The following is a 24,666-nucleotide window of genomic DNA, read 5'->3' as shown; positions in this document are numbered from 1 at the left end:
CGCGCCCGAGGGCGGCGGCTCAGCGGCTCCGGCCGTACATCAGCTTGGCGATCTTGATGATCCGGGCGACGTCGGCCGGGGTGCGCTCGAAGGTCATGGCCGGCAGCAACGATCGGGCCCGGCGGCGGGTGACCGACTTGGGCCGCCCGAACTCGCGCAGCCCCTCCTCGCCGTGGATGCGGCCGAAGCCGGATTCGCCGGTGCCGCCGAACGGCAGCGTCGACATGCCGGCGAACGTCAGCGCCGAGTTGACCGAGGCCATCCCGGAGCGCAGCCGCCGCGCCACCGCCACCGCCCGCGCCCGGCCGAAGACCGAACCCCCGAGCCCGTACGGCAGCGCGTTGGCCCGCTCGACGGCCTCGTCCACGTCGCGGACGCGGTTGACCACGAGCGTCGGGCCGAACGTCTCCTCCTGCACGGCGGCCGAGTCCTCCGGCACGTCGACCAGGACCGTCGGGTGCACGTACGGCGGCTGGACCGCCTCCGGGCCGCCGAGCACCGCCCGGCCGCCCCGGTCGATCGCGTCGTCGATGTGCCGGCGGATGATGTCGATCTGCGACGGCATGGTGATCGGGCCGAGGTCGGACCCGTCTGCGCCGACCGTGAGCCGCCCGGCCTTCGCCACCACCTTCTCCACGAAGGCGTCGAAGACCTGGTCGACCGCGTAGACCCGCTCGATGCCGATGCAGGTCTGGCCGGCGTTTGTGAGCCCGCCCCACACGCACGCCTCCGCGGCGGCGTCCAGGTCGGCGTCGCTGTCCACGATCATCGCGTCCTTGCCGCCGGCCTCCAGCAGCACCGGCGTGAGCGACTCGGCGCAGGCGGCCATCACCCGCTTCGCGGTCGCCGTGGAGCCGGTGAACGCCACCTTGCCGACCCCGGAACGGCACAGCGCGGCGCCGACCGCGCCGAAGCCGTGCACCACCTGGAACACCGGCTGCTCCGGCACCACCTCGGCGAACCGGTCGACCAGCCACTGACCGACCGCCGGGGTGTACTCGCTCGGCTTGAACACCACGGCGTTGCCGGCCGCCAGCGCGTACGCGGCGGAGCCGATCGGCGTGAACACCGGGTAGTTCCACGGGCCGATCACGCCGACCACGCCGTACGGCTGGTATTCGAGGTGACCGGTGAACTCGGCGAGGATCAGGCGGGAGCGGACCCGGCGCGGCCCGAGCACCCGCCGGGCGTTGCGGGCCGCCCAGTCGATGTGCTCCAGCGCGGTGAGGATCTCCACCACCGCGTCACCGACCGGCTTGCCGCCCTCGGTGTGCATCAGGTCGGCCAGCTCCTCGATCCGCCGGGCGAGCACGCCGCGCCAGCGCTGGAGGCGATCCCGCCGGCCGGCGAAGCCGAGCCCGGCCCACCAGTCGCCGGCCTCCCGGGCGCGGTCTACGGCGGCACGCACGTCCGCCTCGGCGGCCAGCGGGAATCGGCCCGCCTCGGCGCCGGTGGCCGGGCTGGTCGACACCAATAGACCCTCGGAGATGAGCGGGGCGCCCGGCACATGTACAGCGGTCATGGCCGAAGTCTAGACCCGAGGATTACTCGCCGGTAGGTGTCGAATGCGCCGTACGCTGCGCGGACGATCAACCGTCGCATCGATGGAAGTGCCGTCCGAAACGGCGAACGGGAGATGGCCGGCCGGGGTCGCGGGGGTAACCGCGCGGTGGTGCAAGCCACTACGGTGAGGTGGCAGGCTGACGCCGCGGGGCGATGTGGGGTGGAGGTCGACTGTCCATGGAGGAGCATCCTGAGCTGATGCCGTTGCTGACGGTGTCCGGCGGGGCGATGCGGGGGCTCACGTTCCGGGTCGGCCAGGACGCGCAGGTGATCGGCCGCGCGCCGACCGCCGACATCGTGCTCGCCGACCCGCACCTGAGCCGGCGGCACGCCACCGTCCGGGCCACCCCGGAAGGGGTGATGCTCACCGACCTCGGTTCGACGAACGGCACCTGGCTCAACGACACCCGGGTCACCGGCAGCGTGGCGATCGCCGACGGCGACGTGGTCCGGCTGGGCCGTACCGACCTGCGGCTCTACGACCCGGGCGTGGCCCGGACCGACCCGGTCGGGATGAGCTTCGGCGCGCTCCGCCGCGACCAGCGCCCCACAGTGCCGCTGCCCGTCCCCGGGCCGCGCCAGCCGATCGAGGCGCGCGAGGCCCAGCCGGCCGACGTCAGCTAGACGCCCCGCGCCCGCTGAGCCCTCGATGCCGCTGATTCCCGGCACCGCCCGTTCGGGCTGTCGAGGCCACGTCGGGCCCTCCGCGGCCGCTGAGGGCCGGCACCCGCTGGGCCGTCGAGGCCACCCCTGGGCCCTCGACGGCCGCTGACTCCCGGTGCTCGCTGAGCCCTCGCGCCCGCGCTGACCCGGCCCCGCGCCGCCCGCGCTCGGCCCGCGCGCTCAGCCCGGCGGCGCCCCGCCACCCGCCGCCTTCCCGGCGCCCTCCCAACCCCACCCGCGGTGATCAAGGAGTTTGGGTACGGAAACGACCTGGTGACACAAACTCTTGATCACCGCCGCTGATGGGCCGCCGATACCGCCGACCGGGTCGTCGCCGACCGACCGGCGCGACGGGTCGGCGGACGGGCTGGGCGGGGTATGCGCTCCAGCGTCCCGCCGATCATGAAGCTGGCGGCAAATCGGACGCCCAACGCCGCCAACTTCATGATCGACGGGTAAGCACGGCACGGCGGGGGGCGGTGGAAAGCCGGGGTGCGACACGTTCGAGTCGGCCGCTGTGTCTGTGGGGCACATGGTGCGGGGGCGGGGGTGCGTGCCAGCATGCGCGGATGCGCAGCGCACGGCTCACGGTCCAGGCCAACGGCATCCCCCAGGCGGTCCGCGTGGCCGGTCCGCCGGACGGCGTACCGGTGCTGCTGGTGCACGGCAACGTCTCCTCCTCCGCGTTCTGGGAACCGCTGCTGGCCCGGCTTCCGGGCACGCTGCGGGTGGTCGCCCCCGACCTGCGGGGCTACGGCGAGACCGACACCGCGCCGGTCGACGCCACCCGGGGGCTGGACGACTTCGCCGACGACGTGGCCGCGCTGCTGGACGCCCCGGAGCTGTTCGCGCCCGGGGCCCGGCCGGTGGTGGCCGGGCACTCGCTGGGCGGCGGCGTGGCGATGCGGCTGCTCGTCGGCCACCCGGGGCGGGTGTCCGGGCTGCTGCTGGAGGCGCCGGTGTCCCCGTACGGCTTCGGCGGCACCCGGGACCTCGACGGCACCCCGACCACGCCCGACTTCGCCGGCACCGGCGCCGGTGGCGCGAACCCGGACTTCGTCGCGCGGCTCGCTGCCGGTGACCGGAGTGCGGACGGCCCGACCAGCCCGCGTGCGGTGCTGCGGTCCGCGTACGTGGCCGACCCCGCGTCGCTCGGCGACGACGAGGACCTGCTGCTGGAGAGCATGCTGACCACCGCCACCGGGGACGACAACTACCCGGGCACCGCCGTCGCCTCGCCGCACTGGCCGGGGACCGCCGCCGGTCGGCGCGGCGTGCTCAACGCGCTCGCCCCGGCCCACTTCCGGCTCGCCGACGAGCTGGTCGCCGTGCCGGTCAAGCCGCCGGTGACCTGGGTACGCGGCGACGCCGACGTGATCGTCTCGGACACCTCACTGTTCGACCTGGCGTACCTCGGTCAGCTCGGTGTGGTGCCGGGCTGGCCCGGCCCGCAGGAGTGCCCGCCGCAGCCGATGGTGGGGCAGACCCGCGCGGTGCTTCAGCGGTACGCGGCGGCCGGCGGGACGTACCGGGAGGTGGTGCTGCCCGGCTGCGGGCACAGCCCGCACCTGGAACGGCCGGCGGAGTTCGTCGCCGAACTGCTGGCGCTGGCCGGGGAGAACGCCACCGCGTGAGGCGCGGTGCGTGAAATATCCCACGGCGTCTCGACAACACAGCGTCACGTGGCAGACTCCGGCGCATAACCTTAGCGGCCGTTCATGTCGCGGACGGCGGAGTCGAGCCAGGGGAGGCCGGTCGTGGCGCGGGAGTTCACCAGGGTGGGCGTGGTGGGTCTGGGCACCATGGGTGCCGGCATCGTGGAGGTGTTCGCCCGCAACGGCATCGACGTGACAGCCGTCGAGATCTCCGACGGGGCGCTGGAGCGCGGCCGGGCCACGCTCACCGGCTCCACCGACCGGGCCGTGGCAAAGGGCAAGCTCGCCGAGGCCGAGCGGGACGCGCTGCTCGCGCGGGTCGACTTCCGGGTCGGGCTGGACGCGCTGCACGACGTGGACCTGGTGATCGAGGCGGTGCCCGAGCACCTGGACCTCAAGCAGCGGATCTTCGCCGAGCTGGACCGGGTCTGCAAGCCCGAGGCGATCCTGGCCACCAACACGTCCTCGCTGAGCGTCACCGAGATCTCCGTCGCCACCACCCGGCCCAACCAGGTCATCGGCATCCACTTCTTCAACCCGGCCCCGGTGATGAAGCTGGTCGAGGTGGTCCGCACGGTGGTCACCTCGGCCGACGTGGTCGCCGACGTGGAGGCGCTCTGCGAGCGGCTCGGCAAGGTCGACGTGACGATCAGCGACCGGGCCGGCTTCATCGCCAACGCGCTGCTGTTCGGCTACCTGAACCACGCGGTCGGCATGTTCGAGGCCCGCTACGCCACCCGCGAGGACATCGACGCCGCCATGAAGCTCGGCTGCGGCCTGCCGATGGGCCCGCTCGCGCTGATGGACCTGATCGGCCTGGACACCGCGTACGAGATCCTCGACACGATGTACCGGCGCGGCGGCCGGGACCGCCGGCACGCCCCGGCCCCGCTGCTCAAGCAGATGGTCACCGCCGGGCTGCTAGGCCGCAAGTCCGGTCGCGGCTTCTACACCTACGAGCGGCCGGGCTCGCCGAAGGTCGTACCCGACGAGCACACGCCGCTCGCCGCGGAGGCCGCGCTCGCCGACGGCGCCCGCGCCATCGCGAAGGTGGGCGTGGTCGGCTCCGGGACCATGGCCACCGGCATCATCGAGGTGTTCGCCAAGGCCGGGTACGAGGTCATCTCGGTGACCCGGGGCGCGGAGAAGTCCGCGAAGGTCTGCGAGGCGGTAAAGACCTCGCTGAACAAGGGCGTGGTGCGGGGCAAGCTCAGCGAGACCGACCGGGACGACGCGCTGGGCCGGATCACCTGGTCCGCGACGCTTGAGCACCTGGCCGACGTCGACCTGGTGGTCGAGGCCGTGATCGAGGAGCTGAGCGTCAAGAAGGCGCTGTTCGCCAGCCTCGACGAGATCTGCAAGCCCGGCGTCGTGCTCGCCACCACCACCTCGTCGCTGCCGGTGATCGACGTGGCGATGGCGACCCAGCGCCCCGCCGACGTGGTCGGCCTGCACTTCTTCAACCCGGCACCCATCATGCCGCTGGTGGAGATCGTGCAGACCATCCGCACCTCGGCCGAGACGTCGGCCACCGCCCGCGCGGTCTGCGCGAAGCTGGGCAAGACCGGCGTGGTCTGCGGCGACCGGTCCGGGTTCATCGTCAACGCGCTGCTGTTCCCGTACCTGAACGACGCGGTGAAGATGCTGGAGGCCAGCTACTCGACCGCCGACGACATCGACTACGCGATGAAGCTCGGCTGCGGCTACCCGATGGGCCCGTTCGAGCTGCTCGACGTGGTCGGCCTGGACGTCTCGCTGGCCATCCAGCGGGAGCTGTACCTGGAGCTGCGCGAGCCCGGTTTCGCCCCGGCGCCGCTGCTGGAGCACCTGGTCACGGCCGGCTACCTGGGCCGCAAGACCGGCCGCGGGTTCCGCGACCACACCCGGCGCTGATCGTTGTCAACAGCCGGGCCCGGTGACGGCGTCTTCGAGGTGTGACCTTCGAGGAGTACGTCGGCAGCCGCGGCCCGGCTCTGTTGCGCCTGGCCCGGCTGCTCACCGGCGACGCGCACCGCGCCGAGGACCTGACGCAGGACGTGCTGGCCCGCGCGTACGTGCACTGGCGGAAGATCGCCCGGGCCGACCGGCCCGACGTGTACGTGCGCCGGATGCTCGTCAACGCGAACACCTCCTGGTGGCGGCGGCGGTCCAGCCGCGAGCTGGCGGTGGACACGTTCGCCGACCGGCCCGAACGCGGCGACCTGGGCGGCGAGGCGGCCGACCGGGACGAGATGTGGCGGCTGATCCGCGCCCTCCCGGACCGCCAGCGCGCCGTGCTGGTGCTGCGCTACTACGAGGACCTGGACGACGCCACGATCGCCCAGATCCTCGACTGCTCCCCGGTCACCGTCCGCACCCACGCGATGCGGGCGCTCGCCCACCTCCGGGAGCGCTGCGGCGTCCCGATGACCAAGGGGAGCCGGCCGTGACCGACCTCGACCAGCGGATCGCCTCGGTGCTGCGGGAGCACGCCGAAGGGGAGATCGACACCGCACGCCTGTTGCGCGGTTCGCGCACGCTCGGCCGACGCCGGCAGGTGCGCCGCCGGGCCGTCGCCGGCACCGCGCTCGCCCTGGTCGGCGTGCTCGGCTTCACCGGCGCGATACGCGCGGACGTGGGCGGGCTGGCCGGGCGGATGCCCTGGACGGCCGCGACGCCGGCCGCTGCGCCACCTCCGGTGCCGCCGCTCGCCGACGGGGTTCCCGCTGCGCGCGACCGCCCCGACCTGGTCGGCACCGACCCGCAGGTGCTGCACCTGAGCCTGGACAGCAGCCGGGCCCGCTATCTGGGCTGGTCCGTTCACAGCTCCAACCGGGTCGAGTCGATCCGGTTCAGCGTCGACGGCGGACACCCAATCCTGCTCGAGGTGAGCCCGGTGGCGAAGACCCTCGACGACACCCCGATCGAAGGCTTCCCGGTGCAGGCCGTCAGCGGCAGGCTGACCTTCGACGGTGGCGTGCTGCGCGTCGCCGGTACGGACGGTCTGGTCAAGTCGTGGCAGCCTTTCCCCGGCCTCTACGCCCGGGCGGCCACGCTTCGCGGTGACGTGGCCGCCCTGGACCGGGTGGCCGGCCTGGTGCGCTGGGAGCAAGCCCGGCGATGCACCGGGCCGGTCCGGCCGACCACGCTGCCGGCGAACGCGGCGGTGACGGGATGCGCGGTGGACGCGGACGCCTTCCCGAAGGGCCTCACGGTTCAGCTCACCGTCTTCCGAGCACCTTCTTCGACCATGTGGATGAAACTGGTCTACGGGGCGGAGATGGCGGAGGACACGGGCCGCGCCAGCAACCGCGACCTGGGTGGCCGCCCGGGCTTCCTCTACCCGGACGGCACCCGGCTGGAGCTGCTCGGCCTGCCCAAGGGGCGGTTGACAGTCGACTTCGCCTGGCCCTTCCCGGGCGACCGGCCCGCGGGCCAGGTGGACTTCACCGAGACCGATGCGGCGGCCGTGCTCGCCGGGGCGAAGGTGGCCAAGGACCTCACCCGTCCGCAGACCTGGCGCTGATCGGCCACCCACGAGCGAGATCTTGGTACGGAACGGCCCTTGGAAGGGCGTATCCGTACCAAGATCGCTCGGCTTCGGGGCACCGGCGGTCGGGTGGGGAGGGGTCGTAGGCTGGGATCGTGAGTCCCCGTCGAAATCGGGCCCGCCGGGATGAAGGCCCCGGCCTGGACGCCGAGCGTGTCCGCCACGGCGTGCCGACAGTGCAGCAGTGGCGCGACGGCGACTGGCAGGTACGCGCGATCAGCGGCGGCGCGTCGGTCAAGACGTACCGCTGCCCCGGCTGCGACCAGGAGATCCGCCCGGGCGTGGCGCACCTGGTGGCCTGGCCGGCCGACGACCGGGGTGACCTGACCGACCGCCGGCACTGGCACTCCGGCTGCTGGCGGGCCCGGGACCGGCGCGGACCGAACCTCCAGCGCGGCCGGGGCGCCCCGCGCTACGGCTGAGCGATCTGGATCACCCGGTTCCCGTCCCGCTGGGCGGCGGGGCCGCCGACGCGGGAGACTGGCAGGCGTGAGCACTCCGATTCGCGCGTCGTCGATCCTGCCCGGCCGCCGGGAGGACATCGAGCTGCACACCGCCGACGGGCTGACGCTCGTCGGCGAGCTGGCCCGGCCGCTGGACCGCGAACCGGCCGCCACACTCGTCTGCCTGCACCCGCTGCCCACACACGGCGGAATGATGGACAGCCACGTGTTCCGCAAGGCGGCCTGGCGGCTGCCCGCGCTGGCCGGCCTCGCGGTGCTCCGGTTCAACACGCGGGGCACCACCAGCGTCCGCGGCACCAGCGAGGGCGCGTTCGACGGCGCGGTCGGCGAGAAGTTCGACGTCGCCGCCGCGATCGAGTACGCCGAGTTCCACGAGCTGCCGAACATCTGGCTGGTCGGCTGGTCGTTCGGCACGGACCTGGCGTTGAAGTACGGCTGCGACCCGGCGGTGGCCGGCGCGATCCTGCTCTCCCCGCCGCTGCGTTACTCCGCGCCGGAGGACCTGGGGGTCTGGGCCGAGACGGGCAAGCCGCTGACCGCCCTGGTCCCCGAGTTCGACGACTACCTGCGCCCGGAGGAGGCCCGGGAACGGTTCGCCGCCGTGCCGCAGGCCGAGGTGGTGGGCGTGGACGGCGCCAAGCACCTCTGGGTCGGCGACGCGGAGAAGGTGCTGGACGAGATCGTCCGGCGGGTCGCCCCCGGCGTACCGCTGCCGCTGCCGACGACCTGGGACGGCCCGATGGAGACCGGCGACGCCAGCGCGTACGCCGATCGCACGGTCGCCGCCTTCGCCGACACCCCGGTGCCCGGCCCGGCCCAGCGGCGCGCCGAGTAGCCGCTCAGCGGGCGTCCTGGCGGGGCAGCACCACCTCGCGCAGGATCAGCTGCAACGCGGCCACGGTGGGAATGGCGATGAGCGCGCCCACCACGCCCAGCAGCGCCACTCCGAGCAGCGCGGCGAGCAACGCGGCCACCTCGTTCACCGCGACCGCCCGGCGCATGATCTTCGGATAGATCAGGTAGTTCTCCACCTGCTGGTAGAGCACGAAGAACACCAGGCAGGCGATGCCCACCGGCAGGTCGGTGGCGAGCCCGACGAGCGTCACCACCACCGCGCCCAGCGTCGCGCCGATCTGCGGGATCAGGTCGGTCACCGCGACCACCACGGCGAGCGCGAACGGGTACGGCAGGCCGACCGCCAGCGCGAACACGAACGTGGTCACCCCGGCCAGCACCGCGATGGCGAGCGCCCCGACCATGTACGCGCCGACCCGGGTGAGGATCTCGTCGCCGATCAGCCGGACCCGCTGCCGGCGCGAGCGCGGCACCAGCGCGTACCCGAGTTCGCGCAGCTTGTCGAAGTACGCCAGGAAGTAGATCGTCAGCACCAGCACGGTGAGCAGGCGGAAGATCGTCCCGAAGATCAGTTGCGCACCGCCGAGGACACCGCCGAGCGCCCGCCCGATCGTGTCCGCGTTCGCCGCCGCCTGGACCCGCTCCATCACGTCGTACCGGATGACGAGGTCGTTGACTGTGGGATTGCGGCGCAGCGCCTCGACGTAGCCGGGTAGCTGCTGGACGAACTGGCCGGACTGGGTCACCACCGGCGGCACCAGCGCCAGCAGACCGGCGACGATCAGCAGCAGCACGGTGAGCGTCACCACGGCCACGGCCAGGCCGCGCGGCACGCCCCACTTGCGCAGCCGGACCACCGCCGGGTGCAGGCCGACCGCGAGGAACAGCGCGATCACCACGAGCACCAGGATGCCCGCGGCGTTCCGGATGCCCAGGAACAACGCGTACGCGAGCAGCACGCCGAGCGCGCCGGTGAACCCGATCAGGAAGGCGCTGCGCCGCAGCGGCCGGCCCGGTACGCCGAAGCGCCCGCTCGGCTCGAACTCGCCCGGCTCGACGTCGACGGCTCGTCCGCTGCTCGCCCCGGCGCCGGTCGGCGCTTGCTCCGCGGTGCGTGTGGTCTCACTCGCGGTGCCCGTGGCGTCGCTTGCGGGCTTCGCGTCGCCGGTGGAGGAGCCGGAGGTGTTCACGTCCGCGGTCTCGTCGTCCCGGGCGGCGGAACCCTCCTGTGACACCCGTGCCTCCCCGCTGCCCGGCTCGCCCGCCGGTGACGTCCACGGCCGCCGCGCGGCCCTCTGCCCGCAGGGTAGTCGCCACTGCCCGGCCCCGACCATCCCACCATCGCCACACTCACCGCGTCGGCCGCCCGGCGTTTCGGGGTGGGCCGGATGCCGCCACCTTCGGCGAAGTGGCGGCATACGCGGCGGCGGATCAGTCCTTGTCGACGGTGACGGTGCTGGGCTTGGCGCTGCGCTCGTCGGTGGTCGGCTTGGTCGGGCGCTTGCCGTTCTCACCGGTGCTGGTGATCTTCGTCGGGGTGGCGCCCCGGCCACCCTCGCCCGGCACGGCGGCCACAGTGGGCTCCCCGTCGACGCCCGCACCGGCGGCGGAGTCCATCGTGGTCACCGGTTCGCCGACCGGCTTCGCCTTGCCCGCCTCGGTCGCCTCGCCGTCGCCCTTCGCCGGCGCGGCGGCGGTGGGAGCGGCCGTGGAGGCGCCCTTCGCGACCACCGGCGCGCCGCTGCCGACCGGAGCGTCGGCGGGCTCGCCGCCGTCGTCGGTGGCACGGCCGGAGGCCGCGGCGGCGAGGTCGTCCGGGTCGACAGGGGTGGCCGCGATCCCGGCCGAGTCGGCGTCGCGCCGCAGATCGGCGAGCCGCCGTTGCAGGTCGTCGGACTCCTGCCGCGACTTCCACGTCTCGGTACGCAGGTCGGCCAGCTCCTGCTGGGCCTTCGCGATCTCCAGCATCACGCCGGCGAGCTGCTGCCGGCCGGCGGCCACCTCCTGCTGGGTGGCGGCCAGGTGCTGCTGCGTCGTGGCGAGGTGCTGCTGGGTCGTGGCCGCGTACTCCTCGAACTGGCGCCGCGAGGCCGCGACGTGCTCGTCGGCCTTGCGGCGCTGCGCGGTGGCGTCCGCCTCGGCGCGGCGCAGCAGCTCCGCGGCCTCCAGCTCGGCCTGCTGCCGCATGCTCAGCGCGTCGGCCTCGGCGGCCGCCCGGACGTCGGCGGCGGTGCGCTCGATCTCGTCGCGCCGCGTGGTGTACGCCTGCTCCAGCTCCTCCTGCCGCTTGGCGTGCTGCTTGTCCAGCTCGTCGCGGCGCTTGGCGAACTCCTGCTCGGCGGCGGCCCGGCGCTGGGCCAGCTCCTTCTCCGCGCTGTCCCGCCGCTCCGCGACCTCCTTCTCCACCCCGGCCCGCCACGCGCCCAGCTCCTGCTGGGTCTGCGCGCGGGACTGCTGCACGTACGCCTCGGTCTCGGTGCGCATGCGCTGCACGTACGCCTCGACCTCGGCGCGGTTGCGCTTGCCGGCCTCGGCGGCCTCGGTGGTCAGCCGGTTGGCCTCGGTACGGGCCCGCCCGCGGGTGGCCTTGGCGGCCTCCTCCGCGTCGTCCACGATCTTCTTGGCCTCGGCCAGCGCCTTGGCGTGCGTGGCCCGGCCGGCCTCGGCGGCGGCGTCGGTGAGCCGCTTGGCCTCCTGCTGGCCCTTGGCGTGCACCTCCTTGGCCGCCTCGCGGAGCTGGCTCGCCTCCTGCTGGGCCTTGGCCAGCGCCTCCTTGGCCGCCTCGCGCAGCCGCGCGGCCTCCTGCTGGGCCCGGGCGTGGATCTCCTTGGCCGTGTCGCGGAGCTGGGTGGCCTCCTGCTGGGCCTTCGCCAGCGCGTCCTGGGCGGTCCGGCGCAGCTTCTCGGCCTCGTCCTTCGCGGCCGTCCGCAGCTTCGCCGACTCGTCCTGCGCGGCCTTGCGCAGCTGCGCGGATTCGTCCTTGGCGGCCTTGAGCGTGGCCTCGGCCTCGGCCTTGCGGGCGGCGGTGTGCCGCTCCTCCTCGGCCCGGCGGGCGGCCAGCGCGATCTCGAAGTCCTTGAGCGCCTGGGCGGCCTGCTCCCGGGCCTCCTCGACGATGTGCTCGGCGGCGGCGCGGCGGGCCTCGATCTCCTCGTTGGCGGTGGCCAGGATCTCGTCGGCCTGCTCCTCGGCCATGGTGAGGATCTGCTCGACGCGCGGACCCAGGTGCCGGAACGACGCCCGGTCCACCACCGCCGCCTGCTTGCGCACCTGGGCCAGGTCGCGCTGGAGCACCTCGACCTGACCGGCCAGCTTGTGGATCTGGGTGTACGCCTGTTCCCGCTCGGTGGTCAACGCCGCGATCTCGTGCTCCGCGCGAGCGACGTAGCGGTCGACCTGCCGTTTCTCGTACCCCCGCAGGGCGGACTCGAAGCTGGGCTCCGTCGTCACGTCCCCGCCGAGCGCGAACAGTTCCTCGCCGTGCGACATGCCCCCATCCTCACACGCATCCGGCTCTGCTGGGGCGATACGGACGCCCCTTCTGGGAGCTACTTCACCCTCCTGGCGAAACGGGCCGCACAAGCATGACGGCGCGGGGCGACACCGGTCACCCGGCGTCACCCCGCGCCGTGGCTCATGCCCCCGACAGCGGGTGTTCGATCAGCCGGCCGACTCCGCCGTCACCTTCTGCCCGGAGGCCTCCGCCTTCGGCGTCTCGGCCTTGCCGCCGGCCGGCACGCCCGGCACGATGCCGGCCAGGCCGGACAGCATCTGCCCGAGCTGCGAGGTGACCGCGTCCTTCTGGCGGGTCAGGTCCTCGACCTCGCGGCGGGCCGCCTGCGTGGTCAGCTCGGCCTCGGTACGGGCCTCGTTGAGCACCCGCTGCGCCTCGGCGCGCGCCTCGTTGAGCGTCTTGTCGGCCAGCGCCTTGGCCTTGTCGACGGTCTCGTTGGCGGTGCGCTCGGACTCGACCCGGCGGGCCTCGGCCCGCTGCTCGATCTCCTTGGCCCGCTCCTGCGCGGCACGGGCCCGCTGCTCGGCCTCGTTCACCAGCTTCTGGGTCTGCGCGACCTGGGCGGCGTGCCGCTCCGACTCCTCGCGCTCGGCCTTCTCGCGCCGCTCGGCGAGCTGGAGCTCCAGGGCCTGGAGGTCCTTGTCGCGCTTGTCGCGCGCGTCGGTGAGCAGCTTGGTCGCCTCGGCCCGCTTCTCCTCGGCCTCCCGGGCGGCCTTGGCCCGCTGCTGGGTGATCTCCCGCTCGGCGGTGGCGCGCAGCGTGGCGACCTCGCGCTCGACGGTCGACTTCAGCTCGGCCACCTCGTGCGCGGTGACCGTACGCAGCTGCTTGGTCTCGCGGTCGGCGTCGGCGCGCAGCGTGTCGGCCTCGCGGCGGGCCTGCACGCGGACCTCGGCGGCCTCGCGCTCGGCGGCGGTACGGACGCTGCCGGCCTCACGCTCGGCGGTCGCCTTCATGGCGGCGGCCTCGGCACGTGCCTTGTCGGTGATCTCGCGCGCCTCGAGGCGGGCGGCGGAGAGGATGCCCTCCGACTCGCGCTTGGCCTCGTTGCGGTGGTCGTTGGCCTGCTCCTCGGCCAGCCGCAGGATCTGCTCGACGCGAGTGCCCAGGCCGGACAGGGTCGGCCGGCTGTTCTCCTCGAGCTGCTTGTTGGTCTCGGTGAGCTTCTGCTCCAGCGCGCTCTGGCGCTGCTCGGCCTGCCGCAGGCGGCGCTGCGCGTCGTTCATCCGCTGCTCGGCCTCGGCGCGGGCCTGCTCGGACTGGCTCAGGGCGGCGCTGAGGCGGCCGATGAAGTCGTCGACCTGGTTGGTGTTGTAACCACGCAGGCCAACGGTGAAATCGGGCTGTGAGTTCGCGTTATCGAAGAACGCAAGAGGGGAGGACTGCTGCTGGGGCATTGGGACATACTGGCAGACGCCCCAGGGTGGTTCGCAAGAGCGGTGGGCACCTTTCGCGTCCTGTTTACATGGTCAACTCCGCTGTCCGGCGTGACCGGACCAATTGCCGATCTTGGCAGCTCCCGGGCGGGTGGGGCGGGTCGGGCTTCTGCGGGGAAGGCGGCGCGAAAAGGGCCGCGGGTCGGCACCCGCGGCCCTTTGTGCGTACACCGGTCGAATGGCGCCGCGGTCGACCGGAAAGGCAATCCGGGGCGACCGTACGGTCAGTGACCGCGGAACCGGTTGATGGCGCTTTCGTGGCGCGAACGCATCTCGATGTCCCGGACGCCGAGCCCGTCGGACGGGGCGAGGCACCGCACGCCGACCTTGCCCTGGTGCGCGTTGCGGTGCACCTCGTACGCGGCCTGGCCGGTCTGCTCCAGCGCGTAGGTCTTCGACACGGTCGGGTGCACCTTGCCGAGCGCGACCAGCCGGTTGGCCTGCCACGCCTCGTGGTAGTTGGCGAAGTGGCTGCCGACGATGCGCTTGAGGTGCATCCACAGGTAGCGGTTGTCGTACTGGTGCATGTAGCCGCTGGTGGAGGCGCAGGTGACGATCGTGCCGCCCTTCTTGGCGACGTAGACGCTGGCGCCGAACGTCTCCCGGCCCGGGTGCTCGAAGACGATGTCCGGGTCCTCGCCGCCGGTCAGCTCGCGGATGCGCTCACCGAAGCGGCGCCACTCGTCCTGGTCCTGGGTCTGCTCGTCGGACCAGAACTTGAACCCCTCGGCGTTGCGGTCGATGACCAGCTCGGCGCCCATCTTCCGGCACAGCTCGGCCTTCTCCGGGGAGGAGACCACGCAGACCGGGATCGCGCCGCCGTTGAGCGCCATCTGGGTGGCGTACCCGCCGAGGCCGCCGGAGGCGCCCCAGATCAGCACCACGTCGCCCTGCTTCATGTTCGCGCCGTGGTGCGAGACGAGCTGCCGGTACGCGGTGGAGTTGACCAGCCCGGGGCTGGCGGCCTCCTCCCAGCTCAGGTGGCGCGGCTTCGGCATCAGCTGGTTGGCCTTGACCACCGCCAGCTCGGCGAGGCCGCCGAAGTTGGTCTCGAAGCCCCAGATCCGCTGCTGCGGGTCGAGCATCGTGTCGTCGTGGCCCGCGGAGTCCTCCAGCTCGACCGAGAGGCAGTGCGCGACCACCTCGTCGCCGGCCTTCCACTTGGTCACGCCCGGCCCGGTGCGCAGCACCACGCCCGCGGCGTCCGAACCGACCACGTGGTACGGCAGGTCGTGGCGGCGGGTCAGCTCGGAGAGCCGGCCGTAGCGCTGGAGGAACTTGAAGGTGGGCAGCGGCTCGAAGATGCTCGTCCACACCGTGTTGTAGTTGATCGCGCTGGCCATCACCGCGACCAGCGCCTCACCCGGACCCAGTTCGGGGGTGGGGACCTCCTGCACGTGCAGCGCCTTGCGCGGGTCCTTGTCGCGGGTGGCCATGCCCTCGAACATGCGGGTGTCCTCGGCACGCACCACCACGCCCCGGTAGCTCTCCGGCACGGGCAGGCCGGCGAGGCCGGCGAGCTCCCGCTCCGGCTGCGACGAACCCTCCGCCGCCATGATCGCTTCGAGGATGTCCTGCACGGTGACCTCCCGTTTGTCCACACCCGCACGACGCGGGCAGGGGTGCTGCCATCGTCGGCGCCGGTGCGACGGGACCGCCATGTCGGCAATCGACACATTCGGCACCGGTCGCCGCTGCTGTTCGGGCGGACGTTACTGAACGGTAGCTAAAGCGGGAACCCCTCTGTGAAAAACTGCATCGACCGATGCGTGGAGGTGTCCGTGGGAACGTGCAAGCGCGCACTGCCGCGCGCGTTCCCACCTGTTAGGAAGGGCCCCTTCTTAACAGACGTCTGTTAAGAAGGGGCCCTTCCTTGCACTCTCAGGCGGGCTGCACCAGCTCGATCAGCACGCCGCCGGCGTCCTTGGGGTGCACGAAGTTGACCCGGGAGTTCGACGTGCCGCGCCGGGGCGCGTCGTAGAGCAGCCGTACGCCGCGCTCGCGCAGCGCCGCGCAGGCCACGTCGATGTCCGCCACCGTGTACGCGACCTGCTGGATGCCGGGACCGCGCTTGTCCAGGAACTTGCCGATCGTGGTGTCCGGCGCCAGCGGCGCGAGCAGCTGCACCATGCCGCCGGAGGCGTCCGGCCCGACCGCCAGCATCGCCTCGCGTACGCCCTGCTCGGCGTTGGTCTCGGTGTGCACGCAGCGCATCCCGAACGTGCGCTGGTAGAAGTCGATCGCGGCGTCCAGGTCGGCCACGGCGATCCCGACGTGGTCGATGCGGCGCAGGCCGATGTCTGTGACAAACTCGGCAGCGGGCTCGACGGGGGAGTTCTCAGCCATGACGCTAGTCTGACCGAACAATCGTTAAGGCGTACAGGTCGGCACCCCTCGGAGGCAGGCAATGGCTTCGGTGATCGTCAGCGGCGCGCGGACCCCCATGGGGCGCCTGCTGGGCAACCTCAAGGACCTCCCCGCGACCAAGCTCGGTGGCATCGCGATCAAGGCGGCCCTGGAGCGCGCCGGCGTCGCGCCCGAGCAGGTCCAGTACGTGATCATGGGCCAGGTGCTCCAGGCCGGCGCCGGGCAGATCCCGGCCCGGCAGGCGGCCGTCGAGGCCGGCATCCCGATGTCCACCCCGGCGCTGACCATCAACAAGGTCTGCCTCTCCGGGCTGGACGCGATCGCGCTCGCCGACCAGCTCATCCGGGCCGGTGAGTTCGACGTCGTGGTGGCCGGCGGCATGGAGTCGATGACCAACGCCCCGCACCTGCTGCTCGGGCAGCGCTCCGGCTACAAGTACGGCGACGTGACGGTCAAGGACCACATGGCCCTCGACGGTCTCACCGACGCCTGGGACTGCTGCTCGATGGGTGAGTCCACCGAGCGTCACGGCGCGAAGCACGGCATCAGCCGCGAGGAGCAGGACGCGTTCGCCGCGGCCAGCCACCAGCGTGCCGCGGCCGCGCAGAAGAACGGCCACTTCGGCGACGAGATCACCCCGGTGGTCATCCCGCAGCGCAAGGGCGAACCGCTGGTGATCAGCGAGGACGAGGGCATCCGCCCGGACACCACCGCCGAGTCGCTCGGCAAGCTGCGCCCCGCCTTCACCAAGGACGGCACCATCACCGCCGGCAGTTCCTCGCCGATCTCCGACGGCGCGGCCGCAGTGGTCGTGATGAGCAAGGCCAAGGCCAAGGAGCTGGGCCTGACCTGGCTGGCCGAGATCGGCGCGCACGGCAACGTGGCCGGCCCGGACAACTCCCTGCACTCGCAGCCGTCCAACGCGATCAACCACGCCCTGAAGAAGGGCGGCCTGAGCATCGAGGACCTCGACCTCATCGAGATCAACGAGGCGTTCGCGGCGGTGGGCATCCAGTCCACCCGTGACCTCGGGATCAGCGCCGACAAGGTGAACGTCAACGGCGGCGCGATCGCGCTCGGCCACCCGATCGGCATGTCCGGCGCCCGCCTCGTACTCACGCTCGCGATGGAGCTGAAGCGGCGCGGCGGCGGCACCGGCGCGGCGGCGCTCTGCGGCGGTGGCGGGCAGGGCGACGCGTTGATCATCCACGTTCCGAACGGCGCCGAGAGCTGATTGCTGATACCTGTGAACGATGCACAGAACGCCCCGGCGGCGGCCACCGGCCCGGTGCGCCGCAGCCGGGACGTACCCATGCTGGTGGAACGGGCCCGCGCGGGTGACCCCCGCGCGGTGGCCCGGCTGATCACCCTGGTCGAGTCCGGGGACGAGGTGTTGCCGCAGGTCGCGGCGGCGCTCGCGCCGTACGCCGGGCACGCCCAGGTGGTCGGCCTGACCGGCTCGCCCGGCGTGGGCAAGTCGACCACCACGAACGAGCTGGTACGCGCGCTGCGGGCACGCGGGCACCGGGTCGGCGTGCTGGCCATCGACCCGTCCAGCCCGTTCACCGGCGGCGCGATCCTCGGCGACCGGGTGCGGATGCAGGACCACGCGACCGACCCGGGCGTCTACATCCGCTCGATGTCCAGCCGGGGCCACCTGGGCGGGCTCTCCGCGGCGACGCCGCAGGCCGTGCGGGTGCTGGAGGGCGCGGGCTGCGACGTGGTGCTCGTCGAGACCGTCGGCGTCGGGCAGGCCGAGGTGGAGGTGGCCTCGCTGGCCGACACCACGCTCGTGCTGCTCGCGCCGGGCATGGGCGACGCGATCCAGGCGGTCAAGGCCGGCATCCTGGAGATCGCCGACGTCTTCGTGGTCAACAAGGCCGACCGGGACGGCGCGGACGCCACCGTCCGCGACATCCAGGGCATGATCGCGCTCGGCGAGCGCGGGCCGGGGGAGTGGCGTCCGCAGGTGGTGCGGTCGATCGCCGCCCGCGGGGAGGGCATCGACGACATCGCCGCCGCGATCGACAAGCACCGCGACTGGCTGGAGCGCCACGGCGAGCTGCGCCGCCGCCGGGAGGCGCGGGCCGCCGCCGAGATCGAGGCGATCGCGCTGGGCGCGCTGCGCGCCCGGATCGGCTCACTGCGCGACGGTACGCAGCTCCCGACGCTCGCGGCCAAGGTGGCCGAGGGCGCCATCGACCCGTACGCGGCGGCCGACGAGCTGCTGGCCCAGCTCGGCTCCTGAGGCGCGGCCGGCCGGGTCATCCGGCCGGCCTCTCAGAGCGTCACGTCGGTGAGCGGGTTGGCGGCTCCGGGTCGGCTGACCGGGGCCGCCAGCATGCCGGCGATGGCGTCGGCGAGGAAGTCGCCGACGGTCAGCCAGCGCGGGTCCTGCCCCTCCTGCTCGGCCCGGGCCTCGACCTCGGCGGTGGCGGTCATGACGATGCGGGCGATCAGCGCCGACCGCCCGGCCACCACCCCACTGTCGAGGTGCGCCAGGCGTGACGCCAGCGACGCGCGGGCCGGCAGGTCGACGAAGGCCGACTCGAACGCCTCGCGCATCAGCACCCGCAGCGTCGGGTCGTGCAGGGCCTGGGCGAGGAAGCGGGCCCGCCAGCTCGGCCGGGGCAGGCTGGCGAGCACCGCCATGGACGGCTGCACGAGGCTGCGTACGTCGCCGAGGACCGAGTCGGGCTGCTCGGGCATCGCCCGGCGGGGTTCGGCGAGGGCGTCCATGTGCCGGGCGATCAGGGCCCGCAGCAGGCCCTCCCGGCCGCCGAAGTAGTAGCGCACCGCGGAGTGGTTGGTGTTGCCCGCCACCTCGGCCACCCGGCGGTCGGAGACCTGGGCGATCCCCTCCTCGGCGAACAGGCGTTCGGCCGCGTCGAGCAGCGCGACGCGGGCCGCCTCCGACCGTGCCATGACCGCACCTCTCCTCGTGGACCGCGCGACTGTGGCGCAGGCCAAACCTAGTCGTTTCGCCGTCCGGCGTCGGCGTCACCTACACTGCGTAAGTCAGTTGACTTACATCCTGGCCGCCGACGCGGCCGCGAGCCCAGTCCGGAGCATGCCTGTGCCGTCCACCGCCGACCCGGCGACCGCCGAGCCGAACGCCGCCGATCGCAAGGAGCGGATCATCCGCTCGGTCGCCCTCTTCGTCATGCCGTTCCTCATGGTCACGATGATGTTCGCGACCTACATGGCGACGATGCACTCGCCACACCCCCGGCAGATGCCGGTGGCGGTGGTCGGCAGCGGCCCCCAGGCGCAGGGCGTCGTGGACGCGCTCAACGCCACCCCGGGCGAGCCGGTCGAGGCCCGGCTGGTGACGTCCCGGGACGCCGCGGTCGAACTGCTGCGGGACCGGGAGATCAGCGGCGCGCTGCAACTCCCGGCCGCCGGGTCGGACCGGGCGACGATCTTCACGGCGTCGGCGGCCGGGGCCTCCGGCGCCGCCACCGCCCAGCAGCTCCTCGCCCCGGTCGCGGTGCAGCAGCAGTGGACGGCCACGACCGAAGAGGTCGCGGCGCTGCCCGACCAGGACCGGGCCGGTATCGCCGTGCTGTTCGCCGCGATGGGCATGATGCTCGCCGGCTACGTGCCGCTGAGCCTGCTCCTGATGGCCACCCCGCACCTGCTGCGCCTGCGGCGGTTCGTCCCGCTGGTCGCCGGCTGGTCCGCGCTGACCAGCACGATCGTCTGGCTGATCCTCGGCCCGGTCGTCGGCGCGGTGGACGGCCACTACCTCACGTTCCTCGGCGTCGGCATGCTTGCCACCGCCGCCGTCGGTCTCGCCCAACTGCTGTTCACCAAGCTGATGGGGCCGCTGGCGGTCCTGCTCGGGATGCTGCTCTTCGTCGTGTTCGGCATGCCCGCGTCGAACCTGGCGCTGCCGGTCGACACGATGCCCGGGTTCTTCCAGTTCCTGCACGGCGTACTGCCCCTGCCGGCGGCCGGCGAGGCGCTGCGGTCGGCGCTCTACTTCGACGGCCGGGGCATCGGCGTGCACCTGCTGACGCTCGCCGCGTGGATCGTCGCCGCCGTGGCGCTCTGCCTGTTCAAGGAGCGCGGCGGGGCGCCCATCCCGCAGGCGCCGCAGGTCGACGGCCCGGACACGCCGCTGCCCGCGCTGGCCGGCGGGCCGCCGCGGTCCAAGCGATTCCGGTACGCGACGGTGGCGGCGTTCCCGCTGAGCATCCTGGTCGTCGTGGTGGGCCTGATGAGCTTCTCCATGCACAAGCCGGAGCCCCACGACATCCCGGTCGCGGTGGTCGCCGCCGTCCCGGAGCAGGCCGAGCGGGCCGCCGCCGGGCTGCGGGCGGGCCTGAACGGCGTCGCCGACATCTCCGTGGCCGCGTCGGTGGACGAGGCCCGGGAACGCATCCTCGCGCGTGACCTGGTCGCCGCGTACGTGCTGCCGTCCACACCCGGTGGCGAGGCCACGCTCTACTCGTCCTCGGCCGCCGGCTCCAGCCAGCACACCATGGTTCAGACCATGTTCCAGCAGGTGGCGGCCGGGCAGCGGATGCCACTGGCGGTCACCGACGTGTCGCCGCTGAGCGAGACCGACACGATGGGCAGCAACAGCCTGTACGTCGGCATGTCCTGGATCATGTCCGGCTTCCTGATGCTGGCGGTGCTCCGCGGCGGGGCGCCGCACATCCGGCGGCTGCGCCAGTTCCTGCCGATCCTCGGCGGCTGGGCGATCGGCATGTCCACCTGGCTGTGGCTGCTGTTCGACGTGATCATCGGCGCGGTCAACGGGCACGCGCTGGAGATGATCGGCTTCGGCGCGCTCACCATCTTCGCCGTGTCGCTGGTGACCGCCGTGTTCACCCGTACCTTCGGCCTCGCCGCCATCATCCCGATGATGGTGGTGCTGATGATGGCCGGTGTGCCCGCGTCCGGCGGTGGCCTCTCGGTCTACATGGTGCCGGAGTTCTTCCGGACGCTGCAGGGCGTCCTGCCGCTGCCCGCCGCTGTGGACACGGCCCGGTCGCTCGTCTACTTCGGCGGGGTCGGCGTCGGGCGGAACCTGGCCGTCGTGGCGGTCTGGGCCGCCGTCGGCCTGCTGCTCAACGTCGGCGTGGACCGGTGGCTCCGGCGTCGCGAGCGGGCAGGAGGTGGCGCCGGCCCGCAGCCGGTGGCGGGCGCCCCCGGCGGGCTGGACGGGATCGGCGAGCTGGAGCCGGCCGGGGCGCGCTGAACCCGGCGACCGTCCACTGCGGACCGCCTCCGCCTAGTACGCTCGCACCGCCCCACGCCGTCGGCGCGGGGCGGTGCGACGGGTGGGAGAGCATGGCTGACGAGGCGACCCAGGAACTTCAGGTGACGCCGGACGCGGTGGCGGGCGGGACCACGCACGTCTCCGACGAGGTGGTGGAGAAGATCGCGGTGGCCGCCGCCCGAGGGGTGCCCGGGGTGGCCGAGCTGGGCGGTGACGTGGCCCGGTTCTTCAACGCGGTGCTCGACCGGGTCGGGCTCGACCAGGTCGGCGACGCCCGGCGGGGCTGCACGGCCCACGTCACCAACGGCGCCGCAGTGATCAACCTGGTCCTCGTGATCGAGGCCGGCCACCCGGTTCCGCAGGTGACCGACGAGGTACGCATCGCTGTCGCGTCCGCCGTCGAGGCGTACGGCCTGCGGGTCGACGAGATCAACATCAAGGTCGACGACGTGGCGATGGGCTCGCCGCCTCCCGCAGCCTGACCCTCCCCGTCCGACGGGCGCACGGCCCGTACCGTTGTTCCCAGCGGCGCGAGGCCGCCGTGCGTCGGGAGGTTCGCCATGCCGAAGGCTGTCTCGTTCGCTCCAGTGCGCACCGTGAGGGCGTACGAGGGGATCGTCCGGCAGGTCGAGGAGCGGATCGCCGCCGGGGACCTGCGGCCGGGGGACCGGCTGCCGAGCGAGCGCGAGCTGACGACGCAGTTCGACGTCAGCCGGTCCACGGTGCGTGAGGCGCTGCGCGTGCTGGAGAGCAGCGGCCTGATCCGCTCGCGCCCCGGTGACCCGCTCGGGCCGCAGGTGATCGCGTCGACCGCCTCGGCCATGCGCAAGCTGTTCGCCCGGGTCGTGGACAGCCGGCGGCTCGGCGTGGCGGAACTGCTCCAGTTCCGGATGATCATCGAGTCGGCTGCGGGTTCCGTCGCCGCCCGGATGGCGTCACCGTCCGAGCTGGACGAACTGGAGCAGGCGCTGGCGGGCATGCGGGACGCGGTGGCCGACGGCTACGAGGCCTTCAGCGCGGCCGACGTCCGCTTCCACGAGCACGTCGCCCGGCTGTCCGGGAACGAGTTGCTCGTGCTCTGCCTCGACGCGGTCCGGAGCATGGTGCTGGACCTGATCTCCACCAAGCTCGCCGAGGCTCCGGACCGTGAGGCCCTGATGGAGCGCACGCTGGCCCACCACCGCCGCGTCCTCGACGCGATGCGCGCCGGAGACGCCGACGAGGTCACCCGGCTGACCCGCGAGGAGCTGCACCGCTACTACGCCGAGTACGTGCCGGAGGCGCGGCGCTCGATGGTGGACGTATTGCTCTGAATCCGCCTGATGTGGCCTGACCTCGGATTATCCGAGTCGGCCATCAGCTGGGCAGGCTCTTCCCTTCAACTGGTCTGACCAGTAGCCTCCCCCACATCTCGTCGTGTACCACGGGGGACCACCAGTTGCCCAATGCATCGACCGCCCCAGACCGGGGCGGAGGTCGCACCGCTTCACATGGGAGAAGCTGCATGAAGTCGTCCAGATTCGCCGCGTTCGCCGCGGCAGCCCTGGTCTGTCCGGGACTCGTACTCGTCGCGTCGCCCGCGTCGGCCAACCCCGCCGCCGGCGCCCCGGGCGCCCACAACGCCATCACCGACGTCCCCGGCATCCGGGTCGGTCAGGTCCAGTCCGACACCGCTCCGTACCTGACCGGCACCTCGGTCGTCTACATGCCGCAGATGTCGGTGGCGAGTGTGGACCAGCGTGGTGGCGCCCCCGCCACCAAGGAGACCGACCTGCTCAGCCCGCTCAACTCCAACCCGGGCGTCAACGCGATCCAGCTGGGCGGCAGCAGCATGTACGGGCTGTCGGCCACGAACGGCATCATCCGCTGGCTGGAGGACCGGCGCGAGGGCGTCGGTGTCGGCGCCGGCGGCGTGGCCCCGATCGTGCCGGCCGCGGACATCTTCGACCTCGGCCGCGGCGGCGACCCGAAGGCCCGCACGTCCGCCGAGTGGGGTTACCTCGCGGCGCAGGCCACGTCGGACGGTCCGGTCCGCCAGGGCGGCGTCGGCGGCGGCACCGGCGCCCGTGGTGGCGGCCTGCGCGGCGGCGTCGGCACCGCGAGCGTGCACCTCGGCGACGGCATCTACGTCGGCGCGATGGTGATCGTCAACCCGGCCGGCTCGCCGGTCGACCCGGCCGACTGCACCCTGTACGGCGTCAAGTACGGCATCGGCAACGAGTTCGCCGGGTACAAGGCTCCCAAGAAGAAGGAGTGCAACCCGCCGACCCCGCCGGCCGCCGCCGCCGAGCAGCCGGCCAACACCACTATCGCCGTGGTGGCCACCAACGCTCCGCTGGAGAAGGCCGCCGCCCAGCGCATGTCCGGCAACGCGCACGACGGCATGGCGCGCGCGATCAGCCCGATCCACACGCTCGGCGACGGTGACACCGTGTTCGCGGTGTCCACCGGCAAGGGCGAGGCGCTGCAGATCAACGACCCGGCCGACACCCGTCAGCTGAACGCCATCTTCAACGCCGGCGCCAGCACGCTCGCCCGTGCCATCGCCAAGGCGGTCCTCTCGTCCGAGAGCATCGGCAACACCACCAGCTACTGCGACCGCTACCCCTCGGCCTGCAAGGACATGAAGCAGCTCAAGCAGTGGCGTACGCAGGGCAACGCCCCGGACGTGACGCCGGAGACCTTCGCCCAGGCGTCGCAGGCGCTGGCGCAGACCCCGGTCCCCGCGCCGGCCGGTGCCGACAACGGCAAGGACAAGGGCAAGCCGAAGCCGAAGGCCGCTCCGGCGGGCAACACCACGCAGCAGGAGTCGCAGAACGGCATGGTCCTCGCCTCCGGCAACACCGGCGGTCCCACGCTCTCCACGGGCGTGACCACGGGCCTGCTGGCCGCGGGCATCCTCGGTGTCGGCCTGCTGGGCATGTACCTGCGGGGTCGTCGCCGGGCGACGACGGGCCGGCTCAGCTGACACAGCCGCTGTCTCACCTCGCGCCGGCACCGTAGGCGCGTGACGATCGAGGCGGGTTCCGTCCACCCGGACGGGGCCCGCCTCACGTCGTTCCCGGGCCCGCCTGCCCGTCGTGCCCGGGGCGCGTCTCGTAGATCTTGGAGTTGTGGCACCTCGCACGCTTCGCCTACAGGGCATCCTGGGCGCCACAACTCCAAGCTCGACGGGGTGGGGCCGTTCGTGGGCCGCACGCCTCGAAGCAGGACAGCTCCTGCGCGTGCTGGACGCCTACGGCCAGGTGAGGGGAGCGCGCGTGCCTTCGGCCCGTTGCTGCGCCGCCCCGCCGCCGGACCAGGGGTTGCGCGTGAGTTGTTCAGCCCTGGCTCGGCGATGCCCGTGTCGGGCCCTCGCGTCCGGGCAACGCAGGCTTCCACGTCTGCGAC

The 24,666-nt window shown here is 72.9% G+C and carries 20 protein-coding genes; 13 read left to right on the top strand and 7 right to left on the bottom strand.

Translation table 11 applies throughout. From position 1 onward, the window contains the following. Window positions 1-19: 19 nt before the first annotated feature. Complete coding sequence (locus Q3W68_RS09710; RefSeq protein WP_302905147.1) at window positions 20-1,522, bottom strand: aldehyde dehydrogenase family protein; 1,503 nt, start codon at window positions 1,520-1,522, stop codon at window positions 20-22. Between the two features lie 218 nt (window positions 1,523-1,740). On the opposite strand from Q3W68_RS09710, the gene Q3W68_RS09705 reads away from it, so the two are divergent. From Q3W68_RS09705 to Q3W68_RS09675, 7 genes are all read left to right on the top strand, one after another. Then, entirely contained in the window at window positions 1,741-2,187 is a 447-nt protein-coding gene (locus tag Q3W68_RS09705; protein WP_302905146.1) for an FHA domain-containing protein, read from the top strand. A 608-nt stretch (window positions 2,188-2,795) separates the two neighbouring features. Next, on the top strand, window positions 2,796-3,860 hold the full coding sequence (locus Q3W68_RS09700; RefSeq protein ID WP_302905145.1) for an alpha/beta fold hydrolase: 1,065 nt from the start codon (window positions 2,796-2,798) through the stop codon (window positions 3,858-3,860). Between the two features lie 123 nt (window positions 3,861-3,983). Next, complete coding sequence (locus Q3W68_RS09695; RefSeq protein ID WP_302905144.1) at window positions 3,984-5,774, top strand: 3-hydroxyacyl-CoA dehydrogenase family protein; 1,791 nt, start codon at window positions 3,984-3,986, stop codon at window positions 5,772-5,774. A 41-nt stretch (window positions 5,775-5,815) separates the two neighbouring features. Beyond that, complete coding sequence (locus Q3W68_RS09690) at window positions 5,816-6,310, top strand: SigE family RNA polymerase sigma factor (RefSeq protein WP_091422691.1); 495 nt, start codon at window positions 5,816-5,818, stop codon at window positions 6,308-6,310. After that, window positions 6,307-7,386 carry a hypothetical protein gene (locus tag Q3W68_RS09685; protein WP_302905143.1) on the top strand — a complete coding sequence of 360 codons (1,080 nt, stop codon included), beginning with the start codon at window positions 6,307-6,309 and terminating at the stop codon, window positions 7,384-7,386. The genes Q3W68_RS09690 and Q3W68_RS09685 overlap by 4 nt, the downstream gene beginning before the upstream one ends. 119 nt (window positions 7,387-7,505) lie before the next feature. After that, on the top strand, window positions 7,506-7,832 hold the full coding sequence (locus tag Q3W68_RS09680) for a hypothetical protein (protein WP_302905142.1): 327 nt from the start codon (window positions 7,506-7,508) through the stop codon (window positions 7,830-7,832). A 67-nt stretch (window positions 7,833-7,899) separates the two neighbouring features. Further along, window positions 7,900-8,709 carry an alpha/beta hydrolase gene (locus Q3W68_RS09675; protein ID WP_302905141.1) on the top strand — a complete coding sequence of 270 codons (810 nt, stop codon included), beginning with the start codon at window positions 7,900-7,902 and terminating at the stop codon, window positions 8,707-8,709. Window positions 8,710-8,713: 4 nt separating this feature from the next. On the opposite strand, the gene Q3W68_RS09670 is transcribed toward Q3W68_RS09675, so the two are convergent. The 5 genes from Q3W68_RS09670 to mce all read right to left on the bottom strand — a co-directional run bounded on the left by Q3W68_RS09670 (window position 8,714) and on the right by mce (window position 16,025). Continuing rightward, the gene (locus tag Q3W68_RS09670) at window positions 8,714-9,964 is read right to left on the bottom strand and encodes an AI-2E family transporter (protein ID WP_302905140.1); all 1,251 of its coding nucleotides are present in this window, start codon (window positions 9,962-9,964) and stop codon (window positions 8,714-8,716) included. 196 nt (window positions 9,965-10,160) lie between these two features. Continuing rightward, a complete protein-coding gene (locus Q3W68_RS09665; protein ID WP_302905139.1) occupies window positions 10,161-12,218 on the bottom strand; it encodes a hypothetical protein in 2,058 nt (685 codons plus the stop codon). 171 nt (window positions 12,219-12,389) lie between these two features. Next, window positions 12,390-13,640 carry a DivIVA domain-containing protein gene (locus Q3W68_RS09660; protein ID WP_302905138.1) on the bottom strand — a complete coding sequence of 417 codons (1,251 nt, stop codon included), beginning with the start codon at window positions 13,638-13,640 and terminating at the stop codon, window positions 12,390-12,392. 263 nt (window positions 13,641-13,903) lie between these two features. Further along, window positions 13,904-15,259, bottom strand: coding sequence for a crotonyl-CoA carboxylase/reductase (gene ccrA, locus Q3W68_RS09655; protein WP_302905672.1), 1,356 nt, complete (start codon window positions 15,257-15,259; stop codon window positions 13,904-13,906). A 301-nt stretch (window positions 15,260-15,560) separates the two neighbouring features. Next, window positions 15,561-16,025: a methylmalonyl-CoA epimerase gene (gene mce, locus Q3W68_RS09650; RefSeq protein WP_302905137.1), complete on the bottom strand. Its 465-nt coding sequence runs from the start codon at window positions 16,023-16,025 to the stop codon at window positions 15,561-15,563. Window positions 16,026-16,086: 61 nt separating this feature from the next. Here mce and Q3W68_RS09645 point away from each other — a divergent pair, with 61 nt between their 5' ends. After that, window positions 16,087-17,280 (top strand): acetyl-CoA C-acetyltransferase, encoded by a 1,194-nt coding sequence (locus Q3W68_RS09645; RefSeq protein WP_302905136.1) that lies wholly within the window; start codon window positions 16,087-16,089, stop codon window positions 17,278-17,280. Between the two features lie 78 nt (window positions 17,281-17,358). Beyond that, window positions 17,359-18,294 carry a methylmalonyl Co-A mutase-associated GTPase MeaB gene (gene meaB / locus Q3W68_RS09640; protein ID WP_302905671.1) on the top strand — a complete coding sequence of 312 codons (936 nt, stop codon included), beginning with the start codon at window positions 17,359-17,361 and terminating at the stop codon, window positions 18,292-18,294. A gap of 32 nt (window positions 18,295-18,326) precedes the next feature. Here meaB and Q3W68_RS09635 read toward each other — a convergent pair whose 3' ends face one another. Beyond that, the gene (locus tag Q3W68_RS09635; protein WP_302905135.1) at window positions 18,327-18,971 is read right to left on the bottom strand and encodes a TetR/AcrR family transcriptional regulator; all 645 of its coding nucleotides are present in this window, start codon (window positions 18,969-18,971) and stop codon (window positions 18,327-18,329) included. Window positions 18,972-19,116: 145 nt separating this feature from the next. Here Q3W68_RS09635 and Q3W68_RS09630 point away from each other — a divergent pair, with 145 nt between their 5' ends. The 4 genes from Q3W68_RS09630 to Q3W68_RS09615 all read left to right on the top strand — a co-directional run bounded on the left by Q3W68_RS09630 (window position 19,117) and on the right by Q3W68_RS09615 (window position 24,244). Next, entirely contained in the window at window positions 19,117-21,255 is a 2,139-nt protein-coding gene (locus Q3W68_RS09630; RefSeq protein ID WP_302905134.1) for an ABC transporter permease, read from the top strand. 92 nt (window positions 21,256-21,347) lie between these two features. Further along, window positions 21,348-21,758 (top strand): Asp23/Gls24 family envelope stress response protein, encoded by a 411-nt coding sequence (locus Q3W68_RS09625; RefSeq protein WP_302905133.1) that lies wholly within the window; start codon window positions 21,348-21,350, stop codon window positions 21,756-21,758. Window positions 21,759-21,872: 114 nt separating this feature from the next. Further along, window positions 21,873-22,589: a FadR/GntR family transcriptional regulator gene (locus Q3W68_RS09620; RefSeq protein ID WP_302905132.1), complete on the top strand. Its 717-nt coding sequence runs from the start codon at window positions 21,873-21,875 to the stop codon at window positions 22,587-22,589. Window positions 22,590-22,780: 191 nt separating this feature from the next. Then, window positions 22,781-24,244: a P1 family peptidase gene (locus tag Q3W68_RS09615; RefSeq protein ID WP_302905131.1), complete on the top strand. Its 1,464-nt coding sequence runs from the start codon at window positions 22,781-22,783 to the stop codon at window positions 24,242-24,244. Window positions 24,245-24,666: the final 422 nt, after the last annotated feature.

The sequence above is a fragment of the Micromonospora sp. C28ISP2-4 genome, from assembly GCF_030519385.1.
Classification (GTDB): domain Bacteria; phylum Actinomycetota; class Actinomycetes; order Mycobacteriales; family Micromonosporaceae; genus Micromonospora; species Micromonospora tulbaghiae.
The sequence above is the reverse complement of the archived record's forward strand: the minus strand, read 5'-3'. Positions and strand labels throughout refer to the sequence as shown.